Source organism: Desulfitispora alkaliphila (assembly GCF_050433185.1).
Taxonomy (GTDB): domain Bacteria; phylum Bacillota; class Desulfitisporia; order Desulfitisporales; family Desulfitisporaceae; genus Desulfitispora; species Desulfitispora alkaliphila.
On the sequence record NZ_JBNPXS010000045.1, the window covers coordinates 1 to 21,843 of the forward strand.

The 21,843-nt window shown below is 37.5% G+C and carries 22 protein-coding genes, 6 tRNA genes and 1 pseudogene; 5 read left to right on the plus strand and 24 right to left on the minus strand.

Features of this window, described 5'->3' with window-relative positions:
- The first annotated feature begins 101 nt into the window (after positions 1-101).
- Complete coding sequence (locus tag GGQ84_RS13270; RefSeq protein WP_429163299.1) at positions 102-503, plus strand: site-specific integrase; 402 nt, start codon at positions 102-104, stop codon at positions 501-503.
- 106 nt (positions 504-609) lie between these two features.
- Here the strand turns inward: GGQ84_RS13270 and GGQ84_RS13275 are convergent.
- The 16 genes from GGQ84_RS13275 to GGQ84_RS13350 form a co-directional block, all read right to left on the minus strand.
- A tRNA-Leu gene (locus GGQ84_RS13275) sits at positions 610-698 on the minus strand.
- A gap of 36 nt (positions 699-734) precedes the next feature.
- Positions 735-810, minus strand: a tRNA-Cys gene (locus GGQ84_RS13280).
- A 1-nt stretch (position 811) separates the two neighbouring features.
- A tRNA-Gly gene (locus GGQ84_RS13285) sits at positions 812-886 on the minus strand.
- Positions 887-891: 5 nt separating this feature from the next.
- A tRNA-Phe gene (locus GGQ84_RS13290) sits at positions 892-967 on the minus strand.
- Between the two features lie 6 nt (positions 968-973).
- Positions 974-1,049, minus strand: a tRNA-Asp gene (locus GGQ84_RS13295).
- Positions 1,050-1,059: 10 nt separating this feature from the next.
- Positions 1,060-1,135, minus strand: a tRNA-Val gene (locus tag GGQ84_RS13300).
- A gap of 139 nt (positions 1,136-1,274) precedes the next feature.
- On the minus strand, positions 1,275-2,150 hold the full coding sequence (speB, locus tag GGQ84_RS13305; protein WP_429163300.1) for an agmatinase: 876 nt from the start codon (positions 2,148-2,150) through the stop codon (positions 1,275-1,277).
- Complete coding sequence (speE, locus tag GGQ84_RS13310; protein WP_429163301.1) at positions 2,150-2,983, minus strand: polyamine aminopropyltransferase; 834 nt, start codon at positions 2,981-2,983, stop codon at positions 2,150-2,152. Before speE ends, speB begins: the two co-directional genes overlap by 1 nt.
- Entirely contained in the window at positions 2,961-3,854 is an 894-nt protein-coding gene (locus GGQ84_RS13315; protein WP_429163302.1) for an aminotransferase class IV, read from the minus strand. The genes speE and GGQ84_RS13315 overlap by 23 nt, the downstream gene beginning before the upstream one ends.
- A 12-nt stretch (positions 3,855-3,866) precedes the next feature.
- A complete protein-coding gene (pabA, locus tag GGQ84_RS13320) occupies positions 3,867-4,436 on the minus strand; it encodes an aminodeoxychorismate/anthranilate synthase component II (protein ID WP_429163303.1) in 570 nt (189 codons plus the stop codon).
- 4 nt (positions 4,437-4,440) lie between these two features.
- Complete coding sequence (gene trpE / locus GGQ84_RS13325) at positions 4,441-5,907, minus strand: anthranilate synthase component I (RefSeq protein ID WP_429163304.1); 1,467 nt, start codon at positions 5,905-5,907, stop codon at positions 4,441-4,443.
- A gap of 71 nt (positions 5,908-5,978) precedes the next feature.
- Positions 5,979-7,616: a putative manganese-dependent inorganic diphosphatase gene (locus GGQ84_RS13330; protein ID WP_429163305.1), complete on the minus strand. Its 1,638-nt coding sequence runs from the start codon at positions 7,614-7,616 to the stop codon at positions 5,979-5,981.
- 106 nt (positions 7,617-7,722) lie between these two features.
- The gene (locus GGQ84_RS13335) at positions 7,723-8,682 is read right to left on the minus strand and encodes a restriction endonuclease (protein WP_429163306.1); all 960 of its coding nucleotides are present in this window, start codon (positions 8,680-8,682) and stop codon (positions 7,723-7,725) included.
- 89 nt (positions 8,683-8,771) lie between these two features.
- A complete protein-coding gene (thiI, locus tag GGQ84_RS13340) occupies positions 8,772-9,938 on the minus strand; it encodes a tRNA uracil 4-sulfurtransferase ThiI (protein WP_429163307.1) in 1,167 nt (388 codons plus the stop codon).
- 4 nt (positions 9,939-9,942) lie between these two features.
- On the minus strand, positions 9,943-11,097 hold the full coding sequence (locus tag GGQ84_RS13345) for a cysteine desulfurase family protein (RefSeq protein WP_429163308.1): 1,155 nt from the start codon (positions 11,095-11,097) through the stop codon (positions 9,943-9,945).
- Positions 11,098-11,174: 77 nt separating this feature from the next.
- A complete protein-coding gene (locus GGQ84_RS13350; RefSeq protein WP_429163309.1) occupies positions 11,175-12,182 on the minus strand; it encodes a sugar-binding transcriptional regulator in 1,008 nt (335 codons plus the stop codon).
- 190 nt (positions 12,183-12,372) lie between these two features.
- Here GGQ84_RS13350 and GGQ84_RS13355 point away from each other — a divergent pair, with 190 nt between their 5' ends.
- Together GGQ84_RS13355 and GGQ84_RS13360 are read left to right on the plus strand one after the other, a co-directional pair.
- The gene (locus GGQ84_RS13355; RefSeq protein WP_429163310.1) at positions 12,373-12,612 is read left to right on the plus strand and encodes a hypothetical protein; all 240 of its coding nucleotides are present in this window, start codon (positions 12,373-12,375) and stop codon (positions 12,610-12,612) included.
- Positions 12,613-12,716: 104 nt separating this feature from the next.
- A complete protein-coding gene (locus GGQ84_RS13360) occupies positions 12,717-12,926 on the plus strand; it encodes a hypothetical protein (RefSeq protein WP_429163311.1) in 210 nt (69 codons plus the stop codon).
- 23 nt (positions 12,927-12,949) lie between these two features.
- On the opposite strand, the gene GGQ84_RS13365 is transcribed toward GGQ84_RS13360, so the two are convergent.
- From GGQ84_RS13365 to GGQ84_RS13380, 4 genes and pseudogenes are all read right to left on the minus strand, one after another.
- Positions 12,950-13,546: a carbon-nitrogen hydrolase family protein gene (locus GGQ84_RS13365; RefSeq protein WP_429163312.1), complete on the minus strand. Its 597-nt coding sequence runs from the start codon at positions 13,544-13,546 to the stop codon at positions 12,950-12,952.
- Positions 13,486-13,785: a nitrilase-related carbon-nitrogen hydrolase gene (locus GGQ84_RS13370; RefSeq protein WP_429163313.1), complete on the minus strand. Its 300-nt coding sequence runs from the start codon at positions 13,783-13,785 to the stop codon at positions 13,486-13,488. Before GGQ84_RS13370 ends, GGQ84_RS13365 begins: the two co-directional genes overlap by 61 nt.
- Before the next feature lie 9 nt (positions 13,786-13,794).
- Entirely contained in the window at positions 13,795-14,640 is an 846-nt protein-coding gene (locus GGQ84_RS13375; RefSeq protein WP_429163314.1) for a DegV family protein, read from the minus strand.
- Between the two features lie 494 nt (positions 14,641-15,134).
- Positions 15,135-15,392, minus strand: a pseudogene (locus GGQ84_RS13380) (helix-turn-helix domain-containing protein); the annotation flags it as partial.
- A 201-nt stretch (positions 15,393-15,593) separates the two neighbouring features.
- Here GGQ84_RS13380 and trpB point away from each other — a divergent pair.
- Entirely contained in the window at positions 15,594-16,769 is a 1,176-nt protein-coding gene (gene trpB, locus GGQ84_RS13385) for a tryptophan synthase subunit beta (RefSeq protein ID WP_429163315.1), read from the plus strand.
- A gap of 63 nt (positions 16,770-16,832) precedes the next feature.
- Complete coding sequence (locus GGQ84_RS13390) at positions 16,833-17,480, plus strand: HAD family hydrolase (protein ID WP_429163316.1); 648 nt, start codon at positions 16,833-16,835, stop codon at positions 17,478-17,480.
- A 19-nt stretch (positions 17,481-17,499) separates the two neighbouring features.
- Here the strand turns inward: GGQ84_RS13390 and GGQ84_RS13395 are convergent, their stop codons facing one another.
- The 4 genes from GGQ84_RS13395 to GGQ84_RS13410 all read right to left on the minus strand — a co-directional run bounded on the left by GGQ84_RS13395 (position 17,500) and on the right by GGQ84_RS13410 (position 21,581).
- Entirely contained in the window at positions 17,500-18,738 is a 1,239-nt protein-coding gene (locus GGQ84_RS13395) for a hypothetical protein (protein ID WP_429163317.1), read from the minus strand.
- A gap of 156 nt (positions 18,739-18,894) precedes the next feature.
- Entirely contained in the window at positions 18,895-20,016 is a 1,122-nt protein-coding gene (gene phaC, locus GGQ84_RS13400) for a class III poly(R)-hydroxyalkanoic acid synthase subunit PhaC (RefSeq protein ID WP_429163318.1), read from the minus strand.
- A gap of 17 nt (positions 20,017-20,033) precedes the next feature.
- Positions 20,034-21,140 (minus strand): poly(R)-hydroxyalkanoic acid synthase subunit PhaE, encoded by a 1,107-nt coding sequence (locus tag GGQ84_RS13405; protein ID WP_429163319.1) that lies wholly within the window; start codon positions 21,138-21,140, stop codon positions 20,034-20,036.
- A gap of 18 nt (positions 21,141-21,158) precedes the next feature.
- Complete coding sequence (locus tag GGQ84_RS13410) at positions 21,159-21,581, minus strand: MaoC family dehydratase (protein ID WP_429163320.1); 423 nt, start codon at positions 21,579-21,581, stop codon at positions 21,159-21,161.
- Positions 21,582-21,843 lie beyond the last annotated feature (262 nt).

Here is a 21,843-nt window from a genome sequence, read left to right on the forward strand (position 1 = left end):
CTTCGACATATTTATTGATATTCCTACATTTATTGGAAATTAACTAGCAATATAAGTAAAAACATCTATACTCACATATACTGAGCATAGACTATTCAGCAGTGTCTATCCTAAAAGATGCAACAAAAAATGATTTGATTGAACGAAATATAATGGATAGAGTTACAGCTCCAAAAGTTAAAGAAAAAACTCCTTATGTATATAGTCAAAATAATTTTACCGATCTGTTAAATGTAGTTTCGGGTACCGATGATGAAGTGCCCATCCTACTAGCTGGGCTATTAGGGCTTAGGCGAGGAGAAGTTTTTGGACTTAAATGGGAGAATATAAATTTCAGACATTTCAATGCTTCTATGATGCTTAAATATGGCATTGATGTGAAAGTGGCTGCTGAAAGATTAGGTCACTCTACAACACAAACTACTCATAAAAACTATCAGCATGTATTGAAAGATATAGACATTGAAGCAGCAAATAAATTAAATAACCTTCTAGAAAAATAAATTCTTTGTCAAAAGGAGCAAAAGTTTATGGTGGTCAAAATGGTGGTCAAATGCCTATGTAACAAAAAAAAGACTTCTTCTAGAAGTCTTGAAAACCTTGATATGATGGTGCCGGGGACCGGAATCGAACCGGTACGGTCTTTAGGGACCGCAGGATTTTAAGTCCTGTGCGTCTGCCAGTTCCGCCACCCCGGCATGTTGAGGTGGTAATATTAAGTTGTAGTGTGTTTGTGGAGGCGACGCCCGGATTCGAACCGGGGAATAAAGGATTTGCAGTCCTCTGCCTTAGCCACTTGGCCACGTCGCCCTGGAGCGGAAGACGAGATTCGAACTCGCGACCCTCGCCTTGGCAAGGCGATGCTCTACCACTGAGCCACTTCCGCATATATGGTGCCTCGAGGCGGAATCGAACCACCGACACGAGGATTTTCAGTCCTCTGCTCTACCGACTGAGCTATCGAGGCAAGTAATGGCGGAGCTGACGGGAATCGAACCCGCGATCTCCGGCGTGACAGGCCGGCATGTTAACCGCTACACTACAGCTCCAATTTGTAAATGGTGGGCGATGACAGGATCGAACTGCCGACCCCCTGCTTGTAAGGCAGGTGCTCTCCCAGCTGAGCTAATCGCCCGAGCGACAAATACTAGTTTACTACATCCAGACTAGCTTGTCAATACTCTTTTGAAAGAGTTTTTCTTGAAAACGTCCCTCGTCTGGCGCAAGGAACGTTTATATATTATCACATTACAAGCACTGATGTCAATATCTTTTCAATCGCATTTGTTGAAAAAACTCAGTAATGCTTCCCTTGTAAGCTTTGCTCCTAATAATGAAGTACAGTCACCCACATCCATCATGGGTGAAACCTCAACTAAATCAAAACCTACCACATTCAACTCTGAAAGTCTATGCAGTGCCTTGATAAGCTCCGTTGACGTGCATCCACCTGGCTCTGGAGTTCCTGTACCCGGCGCAAAAGCTGGATCTACCACGTCTATGTCTACAGTTATATAAACAGGTCTCTCCCCTATCTTTTCAATAACTTGATTGAGGGGGCTAACTATATCTTCTGGGAAAAAGTTAGTTTCTTTATTTCCATAATCAAACTCCTCTTTTGTCCCCGATCTTATTCCCAATTGAAATACATTGGGTGACCCCACAATTTCCGCTACTTTGCGCATAACTGTAGCGTGAGAGTTATCAACTCCCATATAGTCCGTGCGCAAATCTGCATGGGCATCAAATTGGATTACAGTTAAATTATCATATCCCTGTTGAGCAAAAGCTTTTACAATTGGATATGTTATTAAATGCTCGCCGCCTAAAGTCAAGGGAGACTTCCCAGCAGCTAAAATACTAGAAACTGTCTCTTGTATAGCATGTAAGCTTGCTTCTACGTTGCCAAAGGGTAATAATATATCTCCCAAATCGCAATATTTAAGCTCCGACAAATCTTTATCTAAGTAAAAACTATACTCCTCTATTCCCTCAGAAACAGATCTGATTGAGCCTGGTCCCATTCTAGTTCCAGGCCTAAAGCTAACAGTGTAGTCCATAGGTGCTCCAATAATAACAGTATCTGATTCTTCATAGCTAGAGCTAGCACCAATAAATCCGGCTCCTTGGTCTAAGTATTTGTGCGGCATTAGCTCTTTATTAACTCCTGCACAAATTTAGGCAACACAAATGCGCTTTTATGAATTTCTGGCGTATAGTATCTTGTTTCTAGCTGAGGAAATTTATCTATATCTACCTTTTCTGGATCGTACTTTTTAGATCCCATGGTAAAACTCCACATCCCCCCAGGATAAGTGGGTATATAGGATAAGAACAATTTCTTGATTGGGAATATGTCTGCAATATCTTTACCAGTTCGCTTGATTAAGTCTTCGTTAAAATAAGGGGACTCTGTTTGTGCAACAAATATCCCCTCTTCTTTTAAAGCATCGTATATTCCTTGATAAAAGTCTTTTGCAAATAATCCCTCGGCAGGTCCTACCGGATCAGTGGAATCTACGATGATGATATCATACTTGCCCTTTGACTCATTGATATGCTTAATGCCATCCTCGATTTTAACCTCTACCTTTGGGTTGGCATAACCTGCTGCTATCTCAGGCAAATACTTCTTTGATGCTTCTACAACTGCTCCATCAATCTCCACTAGCGTAGCACTCTTTACCTTTGGGTGCTTGACAATTTCTCGGATTGTACCTCCATCGCCACCGCCAACAACTAATACTCGTTCTGGGTTTTTATGTGTATTAAGAGCAACTAGAGAAATCATTTCGTGATAAACAAATTCATCCTTTATAGTTGTCTGTATAACTCCATCTAGCAAAAGCATTCTGCCAAAAGTCTCTGTATCTATTACAGCTAACTCCTGAAATGGTGTAATTTCATGATGAAGTGTTTTCTTTGTTAGACAAGAAAGTTTCATCTCTGGTGTTTGATATTCAGTTATCCATAGTCCTTTCATCTAAGAACCTCCTCAAATAGTCATCAATTGTCTTTTTATATAGTTTTGCAATTTGTCTAGTTATTAATCCTGGTTTTCCTGTATTTATAGTATTACCATTGACTTTAACTACCGGAAGAACTTCTGCTAGGGAATTGGTGATAAAACATTCATCGGCCGCTTCCAATTCAGTCATCGTAAACTTCCCCTCAGTACTTTTTATACCGTTTCTTATACACAACTCCAATACCTCTTCCCTGACAATGCCAGGTAAGAGTCCTAATTCTAATGAAGGAGTTATGACCTGTTCGTTCTTTACAATAAATACATTACTCACTGTCCCCTCAGTCACATAGCCACTATGATTTAACATTATTCCTTCAAAAGATCCCACCTCTGAAGCTTCTATTCTAGCAAAAATATTGTTTAAAAAATTAAGGGATTTAATATGCGGTTTAAGTGCCTGAGGATGATTCCTCAGAGTTTCAACTACAGAAACTTCCCATCCTTTGACATAAGCCTCTTCTGGATATGGAGTAAGCTGGGAAGCCACAATTAAAACTGTTGGGTGCTCACATCCCTTTGGATCTAAGCCCGGTTTTCCCACGCCTCTGGTTACAGTAAGGCGTAAATAGGCTTCTTTAAGTTGATTTATCTCTAATAGTATATATATAATCTTAGATAATTCACCCCGACTATAGGGTATTACTATCTTCATTTCTTCTGCACCATTAAATAGTCTATCTAAGTGCTTCTCTAGCATCAAGGGTATTCCCTTATAGGCCTTCATAGTTTCAAATAGGCCATCTCCAAATAAAAAGCCTCTATCGAATACTGATATTTTAGCTTCTTCCTTAGGAATGTACTCTCCATTGAGAAATATTTTTCCCATAGTTAAACCTCTCTAATAAGAAGTATTTAAAAAGTTTTTCAGAATTTGTTTTCCTGCTGTTGTGAGTATAGATTCAGGGTGAAACTGAAGTCCTTCCACTATTAACTCCTTGTGTCTAATTGCCATAATTTCTCCCTCTTCTGTTTTTGCCGACACCTCAAAACAGTCAGGCAAAGTGTCTGCCTTTATTATTAGCGAGTGATATCGGGTAGCAGTAAAGGGATTTGATACGTCCTTAAAAACGGTTTTCCCATCGTGGAAAATCTCCGATGTTTTGCCGTGCATTAAGTTATCTGCTCTAATTATGCTAGCGCCATATACTTGTGCAATGGATTGGTGACCTAAACACACACCCAAGATCGGAATTTCTCCTGCGAATCTTCGAACTACTTCCATAGAAATCCCAGCTTCATTGGGAGTGCAGGGGCCTGGAGAAATAACTATGTGTTGTGGCTTAATAGATTCTATTTCTTCTAGAGTAATTTGGTCATTGCGGAAGACTTTGATATCAGCTCCCAACTCGCCCAGGTACTGAACTAAATTATAGGTAAATGAATCGTAGTTATCTATCATTAAAATCATACCTCTATACCTCCTCCGCCTGTTCAATAGCCCTCACCATTGCTTCAGCTTTTTTTAATGATTCATGATATTCACGGTATGGATCAGAATCTGCAACAACTCCAGCTCCTGCTTGTATATAAGCTTTTTTATCCTTAACTAGTATGGTGCGAATTGCTATATTTAACTCCATATCCTCACCAAAGTTTAACCATCCCATAGAACCAGTATAAATTCCGCGCCGGACTCCTTCTAGCTCTTCTATTATTTCCATACACCTTACTTTTGGCGCTCCAGTTATAGTACCTCCAGGAAATGTTGCTTTAATAACATCAAACCTGTTCATTTCTGGTGCCAATTCCCCTTTAACATTGGAAACTATATGGATAACGTGGGAATACTCTTCTGTAACCATGAGCTCATCAACTTCCACCGTACCATACTTACACACACGCCCTAAATCATTTCTTTCTAAGTCTACTAGCATAATGTGTTCTGCATTTTCCTTCTTGTCTCCCAACAGCTCTTTAATTAGCTCCATATCCTCTTCCCTATTCTTACCTCTTCTGCGTGTACCTGCTATGGGCCTAGTCTCAGCTAGTTCCCCTTTATTTTTTACCAAGAGCTCAGGAGAACAACTTACAATTTCGAATTCTTTAAATTTTATAAATCCACTATAGGGGGATGGATTTATCTCCCGCAACTTTTTATACACCTGATATGCTGGGACTTGCAATTCTTTAGAAAGTCGAACTGAAAGGTTTACCTGAAATATATCTCCTGCAGCAATGTATTCCTTGCCTTTTCTAACAATCTGAGCAAACTCCTCCTCTGTGAAGTTTGCCTGAAGCTTTCCTTTATCTCTAGCTTTTCCATCGCACTCCCAAGACCAGGGAGCATGTCCACTGTTATTGAAAATTTTATCTTCTAGTTCATTTAGCCTTTTAGAAACTTCATCATAATTGTTGCCATCCATGGCATTGACCACTAATTTAATAGTTCCTTCCAAGTGGTCAAAAATACACACCCAGTCCACAAACATGAGATAGATTTCTGGAATATTCAATTCATCCTCTGCAGTATCTGGTAATCTTTCTATATGACGTACTACATCATAACTAAAGTAACCTATACCACCACCAAAAAATTTAGGGAGCTGAGATGACTTTACGCAGTCAAATTTAGAGAATAGATCCTTGAGTATATCTAAGGGATTTCCCTCATAAGACTCTATTCTACCTTTACTCTCAAGCTCTACCTTCGTTCCATAACTCTTGAATGTTAAAAATGGATTTCCACCAACAAAGGAATAACGAGAAATTTTCTCGGCACCTTTCCCGCTTTCCAGAATAAAAGTATTGTCTTTTGGCCCACCCAGTTTCTCATAAACGGATACTGGGCTATGTTCCCCCATGGGGTACTCCTTAAAAACCGGTATTATATTACCTGTTGCCTCCAACTGCTTAAACTCTGACCTACTTGGGAAGATCATATAATTTCCTCCATATCTGTTGTTGTTAATTTCTTATTCGACAGTTGGTAACCGGATTTCCTGTTTCCATTTTATTTTGTACTAAAAAATTTACTTAAAGGAGGAACAACTTGTTTTTTTCTTGATAAAACTCCTTTTAACAGCATTGAATTATCGTTCAGGCTAGTATTAAAAGCTTGAGCTACTGCTTCCTTCCTCTCACCTACTACTAGTAACTCTGTTTGATCTTTGTAAATATCGCTAAGCATTAACATTACTAGATCATAACCCTGATCCTTCTGCTTATCTTGCATTTCTTTTACCAAATCATTCTTAATCCCCTCAAGGCCATCTAAATCCATAGTCTCCACTTGTCCTATGCCCACATTTAATTCGCCCATTTTAAATCCTTTGAAATCGGAATGAAGAATTTCATTTGGTGTTCGTCCCTCCAGAGAGGTTCCCGCCTTAAACATTTCTACCCCAAATGCTTCAATATCAACATTTACAATTTCAGCTAACTTTTCTGCTATGTACTTATCAAAAGTTGTGCAAGTTGGTGATTTAAAGAGCATTGTATCAGAGAGAATCGCTCCCAACATAATTCCAGCTACATCTGGCTCTGGTTCTAGTTTATTCTCCCAGTATAAACTAGCTACAATTGTGGCCGTGCTTCCCACAGGCTCATTTCTAAATAGAATTGGTTCCCCTGTCTGCACATCCCCCAACCTGTGGTGATCGATAACCTCTAGTATTTCAGCTTCCTCTATCCCAGGGACAGCTTGGCTTTTTTCGTTATGATCTACCATAATTATTTTTTTCCCATTAAGAGCAAGTAGATGATACCTAGCTACTAATCCAATAAATTTGTTGTTTTCATTTACAACTGGATAGTTTCTATATCTAGTTTCAAGCATTATTGGTCTAATATCCTCAACCATATCATCCTCATAGAATATTACTAAATCGTTATTTTTCATTACTCTACTTACCGGCTCACTCATGGTTATCAATCTAGCTGCTGCATAAGAGTCATGCTCAACTCGCATTATCGCAGTATCGTTCTCTTCAGCTAATGCCCTTACTTTACTGTCAACATTATAATTCCCGGTAACCACTATTAAACTGGCTCCAGCTTTTATTGCTTCTAATTGGGATACCATTCTATTTCCTATAATAACAATAGAGCCTTTTTCCACGTATCTTTCTATACATGTAGACATCATGGCACCAACAACTACTTTGCCATTGTTGATAATTTTATCTTCTTTCCCTACTTCTAATTTCCCATCAATAGTCTTCATTATATTCTTTAAACTCACATCATTTAGCTTCTGGTCTTCTCCAGAAAGAACTGACATATATTTTCTAGCTAAATCTCCTAAGGTCACTAGGCCTAAAAACTTATCGTTATCGTCTACAACTGGGATGGTCTTTGCTTTTTGAACCTGCATCCGCTCCCATACCCGACGCAAATTAATATAGGGTGGCACACCCTTGACCTTTAATCCTGGAATGTCGCAAACTCTCATCTTTACATCTTTAATTAGCTGTGGATTATCCACATCAAAGTAATCCAAAATAAATTTTGTCTCTCTGTTTACCTTCCCTGCCCTAGTAGGTATAACATTGTTTTCCCCTAGCCTGTTTTTTAATCTGGCATAAGCTATCGCTGAACATATTGAGTCGCTGTCAGGGTTTAAATGTCCTACTACATAAGTCTTAGCCAACTACCTCACCCCTTAATTCCTAAACTTACTATCCCAAAAATTTATTATACCAGAATCATCCTTAAAACCAAAGAAAAAAAATTAAGTCAACACATTATGTGTCGACTTAAATCAGGGCGTCTTCTTCAGTCACCTCAGGCAGATTATGCATATAGGCTAGAGCTGCCAAAAACAAATTAAATGCTGCTAGTAAGTAATATAATGCTGTCATCCAGCCACTTAATATTGTACCCATAAATATCAGTACTGCTGCCACCGCTAAGTATTTAACAGCCATTTTCTTTTCACCAAAGGCGTTTTGTTTTATTTCTTTTTTATCTAGATACTTAACCCCATGCTTAGCTTTCTCTGCTGTTACATCTTTCTCTTCTGTATAAATTGGGTTGTCTATCTCTTTTAATAACTGCACTAATTTGTCGTTATTCACTAAAGAGAGGGTAAAACCAGCCTCTTTATTCTTAAAATCATGGGCTCCCCTTACAAAAGTACCTGTAGTAATATAAACAGCTTTTTTAGCACCTTGCTGCTCTGCTAAATTGATTAACTCCCTAAGTTCCGATATGTTTACTTCACTCTCTTTATCTCTTTTATCAAAATAGATCAAAGCCTTGTCCTTTTCATTTTTCGCTATTAAAGGAAGATTATTACCTGTTTCCTGAAATTTATCGTAGTCTGTCTTTTTTATAATAATATCTTTAATCACTGACTTGATAGTTTGGTCAGAAGCTTCCATAATCCTATCAAAGCACTTTTGCTGCATGTTCTTTTCGTGTCTCATTTTTTCTAAGATATTTTGCATTCGACTATTACGCTTTTTAGACCAGGCATAATACGCTCCTGAAGCAATAATTGCAAAATATGCTGCCATGAAACCAACAAATTGATATAAGATAATGGCCGCTATCAGCCAAGCGATTACCATTCCACCTATTAAATCCATCTTTCTTCCTAATTTATCTTCATCGCTTTTGGCTTCCATCTTACTTTCAAAGGACTTTGCTCTTTGGTATTGTAGGTCTTTGAGAACTCTCTTGCCTATATTTGATACCTTGTACAATTTGCTCACAAAATCACTCCTTTCTCTCAAATATTTACTATTACTAATATTGCCAGTTATTACAATGCTTAAACAAAATAAAAATCACCAGCAATGTGCTAGCGATTTTTAAATAAATCTATTGTTTCTATATTTTCCATAGCTTTTTCAATCAATGCTTCAATATCAAGGCCCTCTTCGGCGCTTTCAGCTTGCACTACTCGAGGTCTAGTCTTAGGGCTTTTGGGAACAAAAATAGTACAGCAATCTTCATATGGCAGAATAGACGTCTCGTAAGTACCTATTTCTCTAGCCAGGTCTATAATTTCTGTTTTGTCCATGGCAACTAAGGGTCTCAAAACAGGTATTTTTATGACATTTTCTATAGTAAACATACTTTCTAAAGTTTGGCTGGCCACTTGCCCTATACTTTCACCGGTCACCAAGGCAAGTGCTCTTCTCTTCCTAGCTAGCCTTTCTGCTATTCGGACCATCATCCTTCTCATAATAGTTATTCCCAAGTCTTCTGGGCAATGCTTTTTAATCTCTGTCTGAATTTCAGTAAAGTGAACAATGTGTAACTTTACCTTACCGCCATACCCCGCCATAATTCTACCTAAATCCAGCACCTTTTCTTTAGCCCTATCGCTAGTAAAAGGGAAGCTGTGAAAGTGAATTGCTTCTATTTGTACGCCCCGCTTCATTGTCAAATATCCAGCCACAGGGCTATCTATTCCCCCAGATAACAATAATAAACCTTTGCCATTAGTCCCTACAGGCAATCCACCAGCAGCAGGTATTGTTTTTGAAAATAAAAATATATTCTCATCTCTTATTTCTACCGAGATGTTTATATCAGGATTCTTTACATCCACTGTCAAATCTTCTGTATTGCGCAATATATGTGAGCCAATTAAATGATTCACATCATATGTCTTGTATTCAAAATCTTTATTTGCCCTCTTGGTATTTACTTTAAACGTTTTTCCTTCACAACCTTTAATATCGTTTAAAGCCGCTTCTTTAGCCTTCTCAATGTCTAAAGGCAACTTAAAACAAGGACTAAATGATACAATCCCGAATACACGCTGTAATGATTCTTTTACCACTTCCCAATTGTTGTCTAAGGGTACAAACATTCTCCCAAAAGTTTTCTGCACTTTGGTTTCCACACCATTACTGTGCAAAACTTTATTAATATTATTAATTAGTTTTTTTTCAAATTCGCCTCTGTTTTTACCTTTAATCCCGATTTCCCCATATCTAATTAGAACAACATCATACATAAAACTACCTCCGCATCAGCATTCTCAACTCATTAACACCCTTGACAACAACCCTTGCAGCTTTTTCTGCCTGCTCCAGAGTATTATAATGAGAGAAACTAAATCTAATTGCACCTTCCATCTCCTCATCATTTAACCCAATTGCACTGAGCACATGACTTACACTTCTAGACCGCGAAGAACATGCCGAGCCAGTGGACACATAGATACCTTCACCTTCTAAATAGTGAAGCAATACTTCCCCTTTCACTCCTGGAAAAGATATATTCAATATAAAGGGGATACTATTTTGAGAATTGCTGTTTATTGTTATATCTGTTAATTCACCATCTATAATATCAATCATTCGCTGGCGCAACTTGCCGACCTCTTCAGCTTTATCTAAGTTTCCTGCACTTATTTCCAAGGCTTTTGCCATACCAACGATACCTGGCACATTTTCAGTTCCAGCTCTATAATCTCCTTCCTGCCCCCCACCTACAATTTGACTCTGTATTTTAAGCCCTTTTCTCACATAAAGGCCGCCAATTCCTTTAGGCCCATGAAATTTATGTCCACTAAAACTTAATAAGTCTACTGGCAACTCGCCTAGATTTATACGCATTTTTCCCATGGCTTGTACCGCATCTACGTGTAATAGAGGCTTGTTTTCACTATTTGCTACTATTTCTCCAATTTCTGCAATAGGTTGAATTGTTCCTAGCTCATTGTTCACAAACATAACACTTATTAGAGTTGTATCTGGCCTAATAGCATTTTTTAGCTCATCCAAATTTACTAATCCATTTTGATCAACGCTTACGTAAGTAACGCTATACCCTTGCTCAACTAACTGTTCAATAGGTGCCAGCACAGAAGAGTGCTCAACTTTAGTAGTAATAATATGCTTTCCTCGTTTGGCTTTTGCAAAAGCTGCACCTTTTATGGCAATGTTGTTGCTTTCAGTTCCACCTGAAGTAAATACAATTTCTTGAGGGTTACAGTTTATTTGCCTTGCAACTAATTTACGACTTTGCTCCACAAGGCGCTCGGCCTTCAGCCCCATTTTGTGAAGAGAAGAAGGATTGCCAAAATCTTCTTGATAACATTTTGTAATCACTTTAACCACTTCCGGGTCAACCGGACTAGTTGCACTATTGTCAAAATAAATCTGCTCCATATTATCACCTCCATGCATTAGAATAACCTAACTTATCTTTATCAGCAAGTAATATCAACTATCTTTAGTAAATTTACTTAATCTAGGATAGCTTTTGCAGCACCTTCATCAGTAATCAAAACATCCATTTGTCCGTAAAAGGCTACTGCACTAATTGCCTCAGCTTTGCTACTACCACCTGCAAGAGCTATCTTGATATTAATGTTCTCCAAATCGTTTACGTTTAAACCAATAGCTTCAGAAACTGTAGCAATACTACCATCTCTTTTAAAGTAACCTCCTACAGCCTCCCCAACGGCTTCCTTCTCTTTTAACTGCAACATTAGACCAGTAGCAGTATTTCGCTTTCTAGCCATTACCTCAGCTATTCCAATGCCGTGTAATAAAACATCTGCTCTCTTGATAATATTCATAGTCTTACTTATCCCCACATCCTCCAACAGAATTCTTTCTGCACTTTTAGTAACAATCTCCGGCAAGTACAATGGAATAAATTGAGCATTAAGTTTTTTTGCTATTCTACTTGCAATTGTATTAGCCTGGATGTCAATATCATCTTGATTTCCACCTCTAGATGGAACTACTACTAAGTTCTTTATCTCCTGACCTGTAAGGAAATCTGGAACTTGTGCCACTGTGCTTCCACCTGTCACAGCTATCGTATTTTCTGAACTCAGTTTTTCTTTTAGAACTTTTGCTGCCAGTAAGCCTATACCCTCTTTAACTCCAGGGTTTATATCTACATCTCCCGGAACAATATATACTTCTTTAACTCCTAAGTGTTGCTTTAACCTTTTTTTTAAGTCATCAATACCTAAAAACTCCGCCATTATCTCTTCTAGCTTTTCAAGAACTTCTTCACCTAACGCAGACAGTTGAACGCCAGCATTATCTCTAATCACTATTCCTGTTTGCGATAAATCATCTATATGGCCTCTAACAATTCTTTCACTGCTGTCCGTCAGTTGAGCTAAGCTTCTCCTACCTATTGGCTGTTTAAGCTTTATTTGCCTCATAAGATAGTATTTTCCCTCTAACTTATCAACCATGTCCGGAACAACTTTATTTAGTAAATGCATGGTCATTTTATCACCCCCTACCACAATGGACTTATTTTGCCCTATGGACATTATTCCACCCTATGGCGATGGATACCTCCTTGCTTAATTTTTAGAAAATTTAAATAATATATTTACATTTCTAGCTATTTGTGTTATTATTACAGTAAGAAAATATTATTATCTATTATGATACAGACATAAGGAGGGGTTTTAGATGCAATCAGCAAGAGCTTGGTACGATGACTCAAATTCAGCTACAAAGGTAACTATCGATATCCCCAAAGACTTGCTGTGCCTGCTAAACGACAAGTGTTCAGAAAGTCTGCAAGGTGATACTCAGAAGCTAATTTTAGAGTGTATCAAGTATGCCGCTAATCACGCTTCACACATTACAACGCAAAAAGACGTAGACTACGAAGAACTAGTAGGCTCACTAAACTTCGATACAATATAGTTTTTTTATTATTTTCTGAAAATTTTTAATTAAATGTTTACTTCGTCAGTTTCATCTGTTGTAATCTAATTAACTAAAGATTCTGACTAAGGAGGCCTCCACTAATGAATTCAGAAAAGATTACCATAAATGTCCCTGCAGAGTTATTAGATTCTATTTCTAATATTAGCAGCAATACTCTAAAAGGAAATCCCACAGAAATAATTATGCAATGTATTAAATATACGGCACATAATGCTAGTTATTTAGATAAGCAGCCTGCCTCTACTTCTTACGAGGACGTAGTTGCAAACTTAGATTTTGATCAAGTATAAAAGAAACTAAGGCACACATGGCCTTAGTTTTTCTCTTTTTCACCTATTTTATTATAAGCATCTAGTCTTCTGTGCTGCAACAGAGGCATATTCCTTCGCACTTCTTTTAGTTTATTAAAATCAACCTCTACTTCTAATACTTTTTCTTTCTCATCCGCCTCTATAAGTTTGTCTCCCCATGGATTAAATACTGCAGAATGGCCATATGCGTGATAAGAAGCATTGTCATTTCTAGCAGGTGAAGAAGCAATAACATAAACTTGGTTGTCAATGGCTCTGGCTTTTAACAGAGTCTCCCAGTGAGCAGGACCTGTAGTTGTGTTAAATGCAGCTGGTATTACCACAAACTCTGCTCCTTCTTCCAGCATTAATCTAAACAGTTCGGGGAATCTTAAATCGTAGCATATGACAACACCCATTTTTCCAAATGGAGTATCTACAATCGTGACTTTATCTCCTGCTCCTAGAACTTTAGATTCATAGAAAGTGATACCCCCAGGGATATTTATATCAAATAAATGCATTTTCCTATGTTTTCCTATATATTCTCCTTTATCGTTCAAGATAGTACAGGTATTATACATTTTCCCCCCGCTCTTTTCTGGAACTGATCCGGCCACAATGTGAACCCTATTCTCTTCTGCAAGTTTTTGGAGTCTTCTAAAGGTCTCACCTTTTGGAACTCCTCTGCCCTTGAAGAAAAATACTCTGTATCATAGGGACAATTAAACATCTCAGGCAGAACTACCATATTCGCGCCCCGCTTGACAGCATCTACAACCATGCGCTCAACCTTCAATAAGTTATCTTCTTTTTCTTCCTCTACTAGCATTTGAAAAATAGCAAGCTTAAGTTTCATCTCTTTCACCTAACTTTCATATTGAACTGCAGCTCCTATAGTTCCCGGGCCAGTATGAACACCGATTACAGGTCCAACCTGAGTGAATACTTCACATTTTATTCCTAGACTTTTCTCCAGAGCACTACGCAATATTTTGGCAGATTCCAGTCCAGCACCGTGAGCTACTGAAAGACTTATGGGCTTGCGGTCTTTAGCTAAGTCTTCGAATGTTTTGACTATTTTGTCTAAAGCTGCTTTTTGACTTCTAGCTTTACCATTTGGTACATAGATTCCATCCTCAACTCTGATTATTGGCTTAATATTTAGGAGAGATCCCATAATATTAGATACTTTACCAATGCGACCACCTTTGTATAAATATTCTAATGTATCCAAAGTAAAAATCGTTTCCGTATTCTCCTTAATTTCTTCTAGTTTCTCAATGATCTTCGCAGAACTCAAACCATTATCTCTATTTTTAGCAGCATCAAGTACTTGTAACCCTATTCCTACGCTAATAGACCTTGAGTCAAAAACATTAACCTTATCCCCTATTTCCTTTTTTGCTTGAAATGCAGCGTTGACCGTTCCACTTAATCCTTGTGACAGGTGAATAGAAATGATCTCCTCGTATTCATTTAATAGCTTTTTGTACAGTTTAATAAAATCATCAGGAGATGGTTGAGATGATTTGGGCAGGACATCACTTTGTTCTAATATAGAATAGAATTCATCTGACTTAATGTCTACCCCGTCTAAATAAGATTTATCGCCGTGTATTATTGAAAGTGGCATTACATGTATATCGTACTTTTCCTGTAACTCCTTTGGAATATCTGACGTACTATCAGTTACAATAGCAATTTTACTCAATTCTTTTCCCCCTTTTTACTTTCAGGTTATTTTTACCTATATATTTATATAAATTCATGTAAAATACCTGCTTTTCATTTATTTTTTTATAGGTCTTAAGAGAGGATATTGTGAAAATTCAGAGAATTTATAATTGATCTATAAGCATTAATTTTGAAATTTGAGGAAGGGGCTAAACATTGGAAACTACTACTCAACCACAAAAAATCAAACGACCTTTTTTTGCTACCACACTATAATTGTTTTAAACTTGTTGTTTTTCTTCCCATTAGGACTATATTTTATGTGGAAATACAATAGGTTCAATCAGAAAGCCCGCATAATAATCACTGTTTTAGTATTATTCTTTTTTGTCCATGCATCTGCTAAAAAAATATGTCTAATTTGACAATTTATTAATGACCTAAATTGCAATAGCAAATTGAACTAATTTTTCAACTGTAATATTATGGATGGTTTATTCATATAGCAAAGTACGTATTTCTTCTTCAAAAGCCACTGTTCCTTCTGTTTTTCTCATAAACAGCTTGACCTGTATCAGGGTAATAAATCATCTGAGTTTTGTTGCCTTTAATCTGTGGTACTGTGCCGCGCTTAAGCTCGTTTCTAATCGTGTTAGGGGCTCTTCCTAAGCGTTTGCCAATGGCATATGGAGTTAGTCCTTCAGAGTTCAACAATTGAATTTGGCCACGCTCATAAGCGTTCAGGTGTTTATTTTTACGGGTTGATGGTGTATCATTATTGTAATCCATAGTGTGGCATCTCTCCTGTAATTGGTTATTTTGTGGTGATTTAATTATATTACAGTTGGATCCACTATGGATTTTTTTATTAGTTCAACTTCATTTTACAATGAAGCAATTTATTAATGACATTTTAATCACAATTTGATAAAATGATTTTATATTTACTTTTAAAAAGAGATTAGTTAAGTTGAGAGGAGATGAGTCTTGATGAGTCAAGAAAAAGGTTATTTCGGAGAATTTGGTGGTGCCCAGGTGCCACCCCAGTTACAACCAGCGCTAGATCTACTTGAAGAAAAGTTTAATGCAAATGTTAAAAGTGCGGATTTTAAAGCAGAGTTAGACTACCAATACCAACAGTTTATTGGAAGACCAAACCCACTTTATTTCGCTGAAAAGCTTACCCAGGAACTAGGTGGTGCAAAAATCTTCCTGAAAAGAGAGGACTTGAACCATACCGGCTCCCACAAAATCAATAATGCCATCGGTCAAGTCTTATTAGCTAAACAAATTGGCCACAAGCGTGTAATAGCTGAAACTGGTGCAGGCCAGCACGGTGTTGCTACAGCAACTGCCGCTGCTCTGTTTGATATGGAATGTGAAATTTATATGGGCGCAGAAGATGCTAGGAGACAGGAATTGAATGTCTTCCGAATGGAGCTCCTAGGTGCAAAGGTTAACCGAGTGCAATCTGGCTCTAAAACGCTGAAGGATGCTGTGGATGAAGCTCTTAACGATTTAGCCCAAAATTACGAAAACACATATTACATGTTAGGATCTGCTGTAGGTCCTCACCCATATCCAACTATTGTAGCATACTTTCAGTCTATAATCGGCAGAGAGGCAAAAGAACAAGTTTTATCCCAAGAAGGCAAACTTCCTGATTATGTGGTTGCCTGTGTTGGAGGTGGCAGTAATGCCATCGGAATGTTTAAACCATTTGTGGATGATGAATCCGTTAAAATAGTGGGTGTGGAACCAGGCGGTCAAGGCTTAGATACTGGTAAACACGCTGCTCCCCTATGTAAGGGAAAGCCTGGTTTAATTCATGGGTTTAAAGCTTATGTTTTATTCGATGAGAATGGTGAAATAGCCCCATCTCATTCAATTGCGGCGGGCTTAGATTATCCTGGAGTCGGCCCAGAGCACAGTTATTTAAAAGAACTAGGTCGGGCAGAATATGTAAGTGTCAATGATGATGAAGCCCTAGAAGCATTTCAGCGCTTATCAAAGTCAGAGGGAATTATCCCAGCTCTTGAAAGTGCTCACGCAGTACAATATGCAATCAATTTAGCTCCTACTCTAGAAAAGGATCAGATTATCATTGTTAATTTATCTGGTCGAGGGGACAAGGACGTAGCACAAATGTATAATATTTTAAAGTAACAATAAAAGCTCAGAATAAAATACTATTCTGGGCTTTTAAATTTATATTTACTGGAGGTTAACATGAACAGTGATATAGAAAATAGATACAGTGCTATAATTTTTGATATGGATAACACTATTTTATCTTCAAAAATTGACTTCAAAAAAATGAAACACCAATTAAAAGTTCTCTTAACAAATAACCAGATTGATACTTCTAACTTAGATAGTCACATTACAGCCGCTGAACTAATAGCTATGGGAAAGTTAAAGAGCCCTCAATTAGAAAAAAAAATGTGGGACATAGTTAGGGAATGCGAAAGTGAAGGCATGCAAGGCGCAGTGTTAGAACCAGGAGCATTTGATGTTATTTCTCACTTGTCAAAAACTAAGACGCTTTTTGTATTAACTAATAACTCAAGTAACTCTGCTCAAGAGGCACTGAAAAACAACCATATCTATAATTTCTTTTGCCAAGTATTTGGCAGAGATGATGTTCCCTATCTTAAACCTTCAGTAGATGCTGTAAACTGTATCTTAGAAAAATATAATCAAATTCCTAGTGACCAATGGGTAATGATTGGAGATGCTTGGATTGATGGAAAAGCAGCAGTAGATGCCGGGATTGATTTTATTGCCTACAATAGCGATGCTCAAGTATTAGCTAAAAAGAATATTCAACCTGTTATGCATATAAAAAAGCTGGTTGAATTAAAACCCCTGGCGTAAGGGCCAGGGGTTTTAATTCTTACTCCTCTTCTTCCTCTTCTTGCTCTTGACTAAAGTCTACTTTAAAAGTGGTGTAAATTTCGTCGTTGAAAGCTGCCCAAATAAATACATAATCTAGACTAACTTCATCTGTAACTGTTAACTTCCCTTCTTCAATCTCTAAGTAGGATGTTTCTATCTCTTTTCCGTCCTTATCAGTAAGAAACCAAGTAATATCTTCCGTTTCTATTTTTTCTCCGTACTGATCAAGCAGTCGTGCTTCGTATTCTTCAGTTGTCTTTTCATCTTCACTTGGCAACACTATTTCTTTTGCACCTGAAACTTCTAGATCAGTAGCAACAGGGTTGTATACTACAACCTGAAGAGTTATTTCTTCCTCTCCAACCTTTGCTGTTACTGTAAACTCGCCCTCTTCCTGTGAAAAGATTACAACTACTCTACTCTCTTTTGCTGTTGATAAAGCGAATAAATCTTCTATATCTTCAGATTTTACTTCCCAGCTTACTACTTCACCTTCAATTGCCTTATCATTTTGATCCATGACACGGGCAACATATTCTAAGTTAACTCTGCCTTCTTCATCTTCGTCTATACCTACAAATTTCTTGCCATCAATTTCAATATAGCTGATTTCCTGATGATAAAGCTCAACTTCTAGAGTCCCTTTGTATTCTTTAGTCTCGCGATCTTCTTCACGACTGTATGTAGCCACCAGTTTAAAGGTGCCCTCTTCTGCACTATTAGTTATTTCCAGAGTGCCTTCTTCGTCAAGATAAACACCTTCTTTTTCTTCCTCTAAGCTCCACTCTGGTGTAATCTCAACTTTTGTTCCCTCTTCATCTAATAAGAACGCTTCATACTTCACAATTACTTCGTCTTCATTTGGGATGACAATAAACTCATCACCTTTAACTACAACATGTGAAATTACTTCTTTTTCTTCATCTTCTCTTTCTAGTACATCTCCAAATCTTTTTTGGATACCAGGAGGCAAATTATCTCGCCCCTGCAACCCCGGGGGAAGCCCTCCCTTTTTTTGTAGTCCAGGCGGAATACCCTTAGAAGACTTTTCTTTTTTCTGCAAACCTGGTGGTACCCATTTAACATCTTCAGTTTCATTAGCTTTCACTTGTCCTCTTGAAGGTCCACCAGCATGATCAGGAGGTCCTGCAATTGCCTGTGATGTTGCAAACCCGAAGGCACACAATGACATTACTGCAACCACTGCAAATTTTTTGAACTTTTTAACCATTTTCACCTATCGCTCCTTTCAGTTTCTAGAATGGAAACATATTTTGTTTCCTGTAATACCTTACGAAACAAATATTTCCTTTCGGGGTTTAATAGTACAAAAAAACTGTCATGAACTGTTTTAACTACAGCCACATGACAGTTTTCTATATTTCTTGTTTCTTTATTTCTTCTTAGGAGTACTTTTCTGTTTTTTGTCTTCCTTGTTTTCTTTTTCATTAGAGCGATCTAAAATCCACTTAGCCATCTTGGGCGCTATTTCTTTTTGAGACTTTGAGCTCACATACATCCCTATATGACCTACCGGGAAATCTAACGTACTAGTATCCTCACTAGAGATATACTTATTTAAGGCTATACTGGATTTAGGTGGTACCAGGTGATCGTATTTGGCATAAATATTTAATACTGGCATGTCAATATTCTTTAGATCTACCTTTCTATCTCCTATTTCTAATTCGCCCTTAATCAACTTATTTTCTTTGTAAAGGTCATTAACAAACTGCCTCAGAGTCTCCCCAGTTTGCCCTGGGCTGTCAAAAATCCACTTTTCCATACGCAGGAAGTTTTCCATTACATCACTATTATCCATGTTATCTAACAACCCTACATATTTATCCATCATCAGTTGAAAAGGTTTTAACAGTAAAAATCCACTATTCATAAAATCTCCTGGAACTACACCATAAGTGTCTACCATATTATCCACATTCAAATCTTTACCCCAAATAAATAGTAAGCCATCATCTACATCAAAGTCGATGGGAGTAACCATAGTTATCAGGTTTTTGATTTTTTCCGCATGAAGAGCTGAGTATATAGTGGAAAATGTTCCCCCCTGACATACACCTAGTAGATTTAATTGCTTGCTACCCGTTTTTTCTAATATGTGATTTACAGCATTGTCGATATAACCATCAATGTAATCCTCCATGGTCAAGTACATATCTTCAGGCCCAGGATACCCCCAGTCGATTATATAAACATCTAAGCCCTTCTCCAATAGATTCTTGATCACACTGCGATCCTGTTGAATATCCATCATGTATTGTCGGTTTACTAGAGCATATACAATTAATGTTGGTACAGGGCACGGATTTTTCACAACAGGCTTATAGTGGTACAGTTTCATCTTATCCTCTTGATACACTAACTCTTTTGGGGTCTCGTCTGAGTTCACTTGATCCAAATTCATCATTATATCCAAGCCTTTAATTAATCGCTTTTGCGTATCAAATACCTCACGCATTGATTTTTCTGCATCAAAGTTAAGTGCTGGGTACATTACTTATCCCTCCCTTATTAAGCATCACTGTCTGTTTTCGGCTGCTTTTCAGCTTTTATCTGCGAAAGTTCTTTTTTCAGATTTCTAACTTCTCGCTTTAAGTCGTATACAGTTTTATACAAGGACTGCATTTCACTTTTTACAGGAACTGGTATGTTTTTTAAGTATTCTTCTATGAGAGTATCATGATTTTTCTTGAAGTTTACACTAGCGTCTACCACCTGGCTCAATAGCTTAGAAAAGTCCTTAGTGCGGAATAGATTGTAATATGCATCTTCATTTGTCGTCCACCACAAATCATAAAATTCTTTAAAGGTCTTAGGTTGTTTCCCTTCTTTGACCATCTCCTGGTATTTCTTAAGCAGTGACTCAAAGTTACTCAAACTCACTTTGTGCAGTACCGCGGAAAATTCACTGATAGCATTTATGTACTTAAAGAAAGCATCTAAACTCTCCATCTGTTTTTCTAGATACTCTCTACTGTAGCCTATCTGAGGCATATTAAATATTCTAGAGGCAGTACTCTCATATTTCTCGCGCCATTTTTTTAGTAGTTGTGCATATGCTTCTTTGTCTCCCAAGGAGCTTTTAACCATTAGAGTTTGTATATCTCCAGATTGTTCAAATATTGGACTGAAAAATTTGTTGGTGGTTTCGATGTACATTTGCATTAATTCTTGAGGTTCTTTGAAGTAGTCTTGAATTGGTTGAGGAAAGAAAGGTGTTAAATTAGATGAGAACATTTTTTTGTATTGATCTTGCCATTTTTGATAAAAATCTGCTACCTCATTGGTACTATTACCTGTGATATTATTGGATAGATCCTTCCAGAATTTGTTTAGCTCTAGGTAAGTATCTGTGGAGTCTAACATTTTATCCATTAAGTCCTGGCCTGCTTCGCCTCCAAAAAACGCAGCATTTTGTTTTATGAATTGTCGATTTGCTTCAACCCATTGGTCCATGATATTTTGTGATCCTTGATTAGTAGCATCTTTACTATCCTTACTTTTATCCTCCTTAGAGCCTTCTCCCGGCATAAATACCTTCTGCCACGTATCTAACATTTTGTTCTGATTTTCAACCCAATTTTCAAGAAATTTTTGGCCAAAAACGTCTGAAGTCATCGGTATCCCTCCCATTGTTTAATCCTTTAACTTCATTACTTTTGCCTGCCCAATAACTACTTCTTTTTCGGCTTGATTGGTTACTGTGGTCTTAAGCTCTAGTATTCTCTTGTCATCTCGCTTGTTAATTACTTCAACTGTAGCTGTTAGTGTATCTCCTATGTATGCAGGCGCAACAAATTTCATTTCCTGTGACATGTAAACCGTATTTTTACCTGGTAACGCCGTTCCTAAGACAGTGGAAATAAACGCTCCAGTTAGCATACCGTGAGCTATTCTCCCTTTGAAAATACTTTTTTCTGCAAAAGCGTTGTCTACGTGAATGGGATTAAAATCACCAGTAAGACCGGCAAATCCTACTATATCAGCTTCAGTAATAGTCTTTGAGAAACTGGCTTGCTCGCCGATTTTAATCTCCTCATACGGTCTGTCGTTAATCAATATTACACCTCCTTATATTAAAATTGCTTTTACCTTATAAACAACGTATAAGGCAAAAGCAATTTTTACCCTCTTTTTCTATTTACTGGTATAATTATAAGATATTAACACATTAAACACAAGGTGAATTATTCACAAAATTACGACACAAACCTACTTCTTATCTAACTCAACTTTCGCAGCAAGATAAAGCGAATTGCTTTTACTCTTGATTAGTGTTGGTTCATTTTATAAATAGTACTTGACTGAAAAATAGATAATG

Bases quoted from the DNA above. Each gene is read 5' to 3' on its own strand.
- GGQ84_RS13370 (WP_429163313.1), bottom strand. From the start codon at position 13,785: ATGAAACTTAAGCTTGCTATTTTTCAAATGCTAGTAGAGGAAGAAAAA.
- speB (WP_429163300.1), bottom strand. From the start codon at position 2,150: ATGCCGCACAAATACTTAGACCAAGGAGCCGGATTTATTGGTGCTAGC.
- pabA (WP_429163303.1), bottom strand. From the start codon at position 4,436: ATGATTTTAATGATAGATAACTACGATTCATTTACCTATAATTTAGTT.
- GGQ84_RS13315 (WP_429163302.1), bottom strand. From the start codon at position 3,854: ATGGGAAAAATATTTCTCAATGGAGAGTACATTCCTAAGGAAGAAGCT.
- thiI (WP_429163307.1), bottom strand. From the start codon at position 9,938: ATGTATGATGTTGTTCTAATTAGATATGGGGAAATCGGGATTAAAGGT.
- trpE (WP_429163304.1), bottom strand. From the start codon at position 5,907: ATGATCTTCCCAAGTAGGTCAGAGTTTAAGCAGTTGGAGGCAACAGGT.
- GGQ84_RS13355 (WP_429163310.1), top strand. From the start codon at position 12,373: ATGCAATCAGCAAGAGCTTGGTACGATGACTCAAATTCAGCTACAAAG.
- GGQ84_RS13350 (WP_429163309.1), bottom strand. From the start codon at position 12,182: ATGACCATGCATTTACTAAATAAAGTTGTTCCGGACATGGTTGATAAG.
- phaC (WP_429163318.1), bottom strand. From the start codon at position 20,016: ATGTACCCAGCACTTAACTTTGATGCAGAAAAATCAATGCGTGAGGTA.
- GGQ84_RS13390 (WP_429163316.1), top strand. From the start codon at position 16,833: ATGAACAGTGATATAGAAAATAGATACAGTGCTATAATTTTTGATATG.
- GGQ84_RS13360 (WP_429163311.1), top strand. From the start codon at position 12,717: ATGAATTCAGAAAAGATTACCATAAATGTCCCTGCAGAGTTATTAGAT.
- GGQ84_RS13345 (WP_429163308.1), bottom strand. From the start codon at position 11,097: ATGGAGCAGATTTATTTTGACAATAGTGCAACTAGTCCGGTTGACCCG.
- trpB (WP_429163315.1), top strand. From the start codon at position 15,594: ATGAGTCAAGAAAAAGGTTATTTCGGAGAATTTGGTGGTGCCCAGGTG.
- GGQ84_RS13405 (WP_429163319.1), bottom strand. From the start codon at position 21,140: ATGACTTCAGACGTTTTTGGCCAAAAATTTCTTGAAAATTGGGTTGAA.
- speE (WP_429163301.1), bottom strand. From the start codon at position 2,983: ATGAAAGGACTATGGATAACTGAATATCAAACACCAGAGATGAAACTT.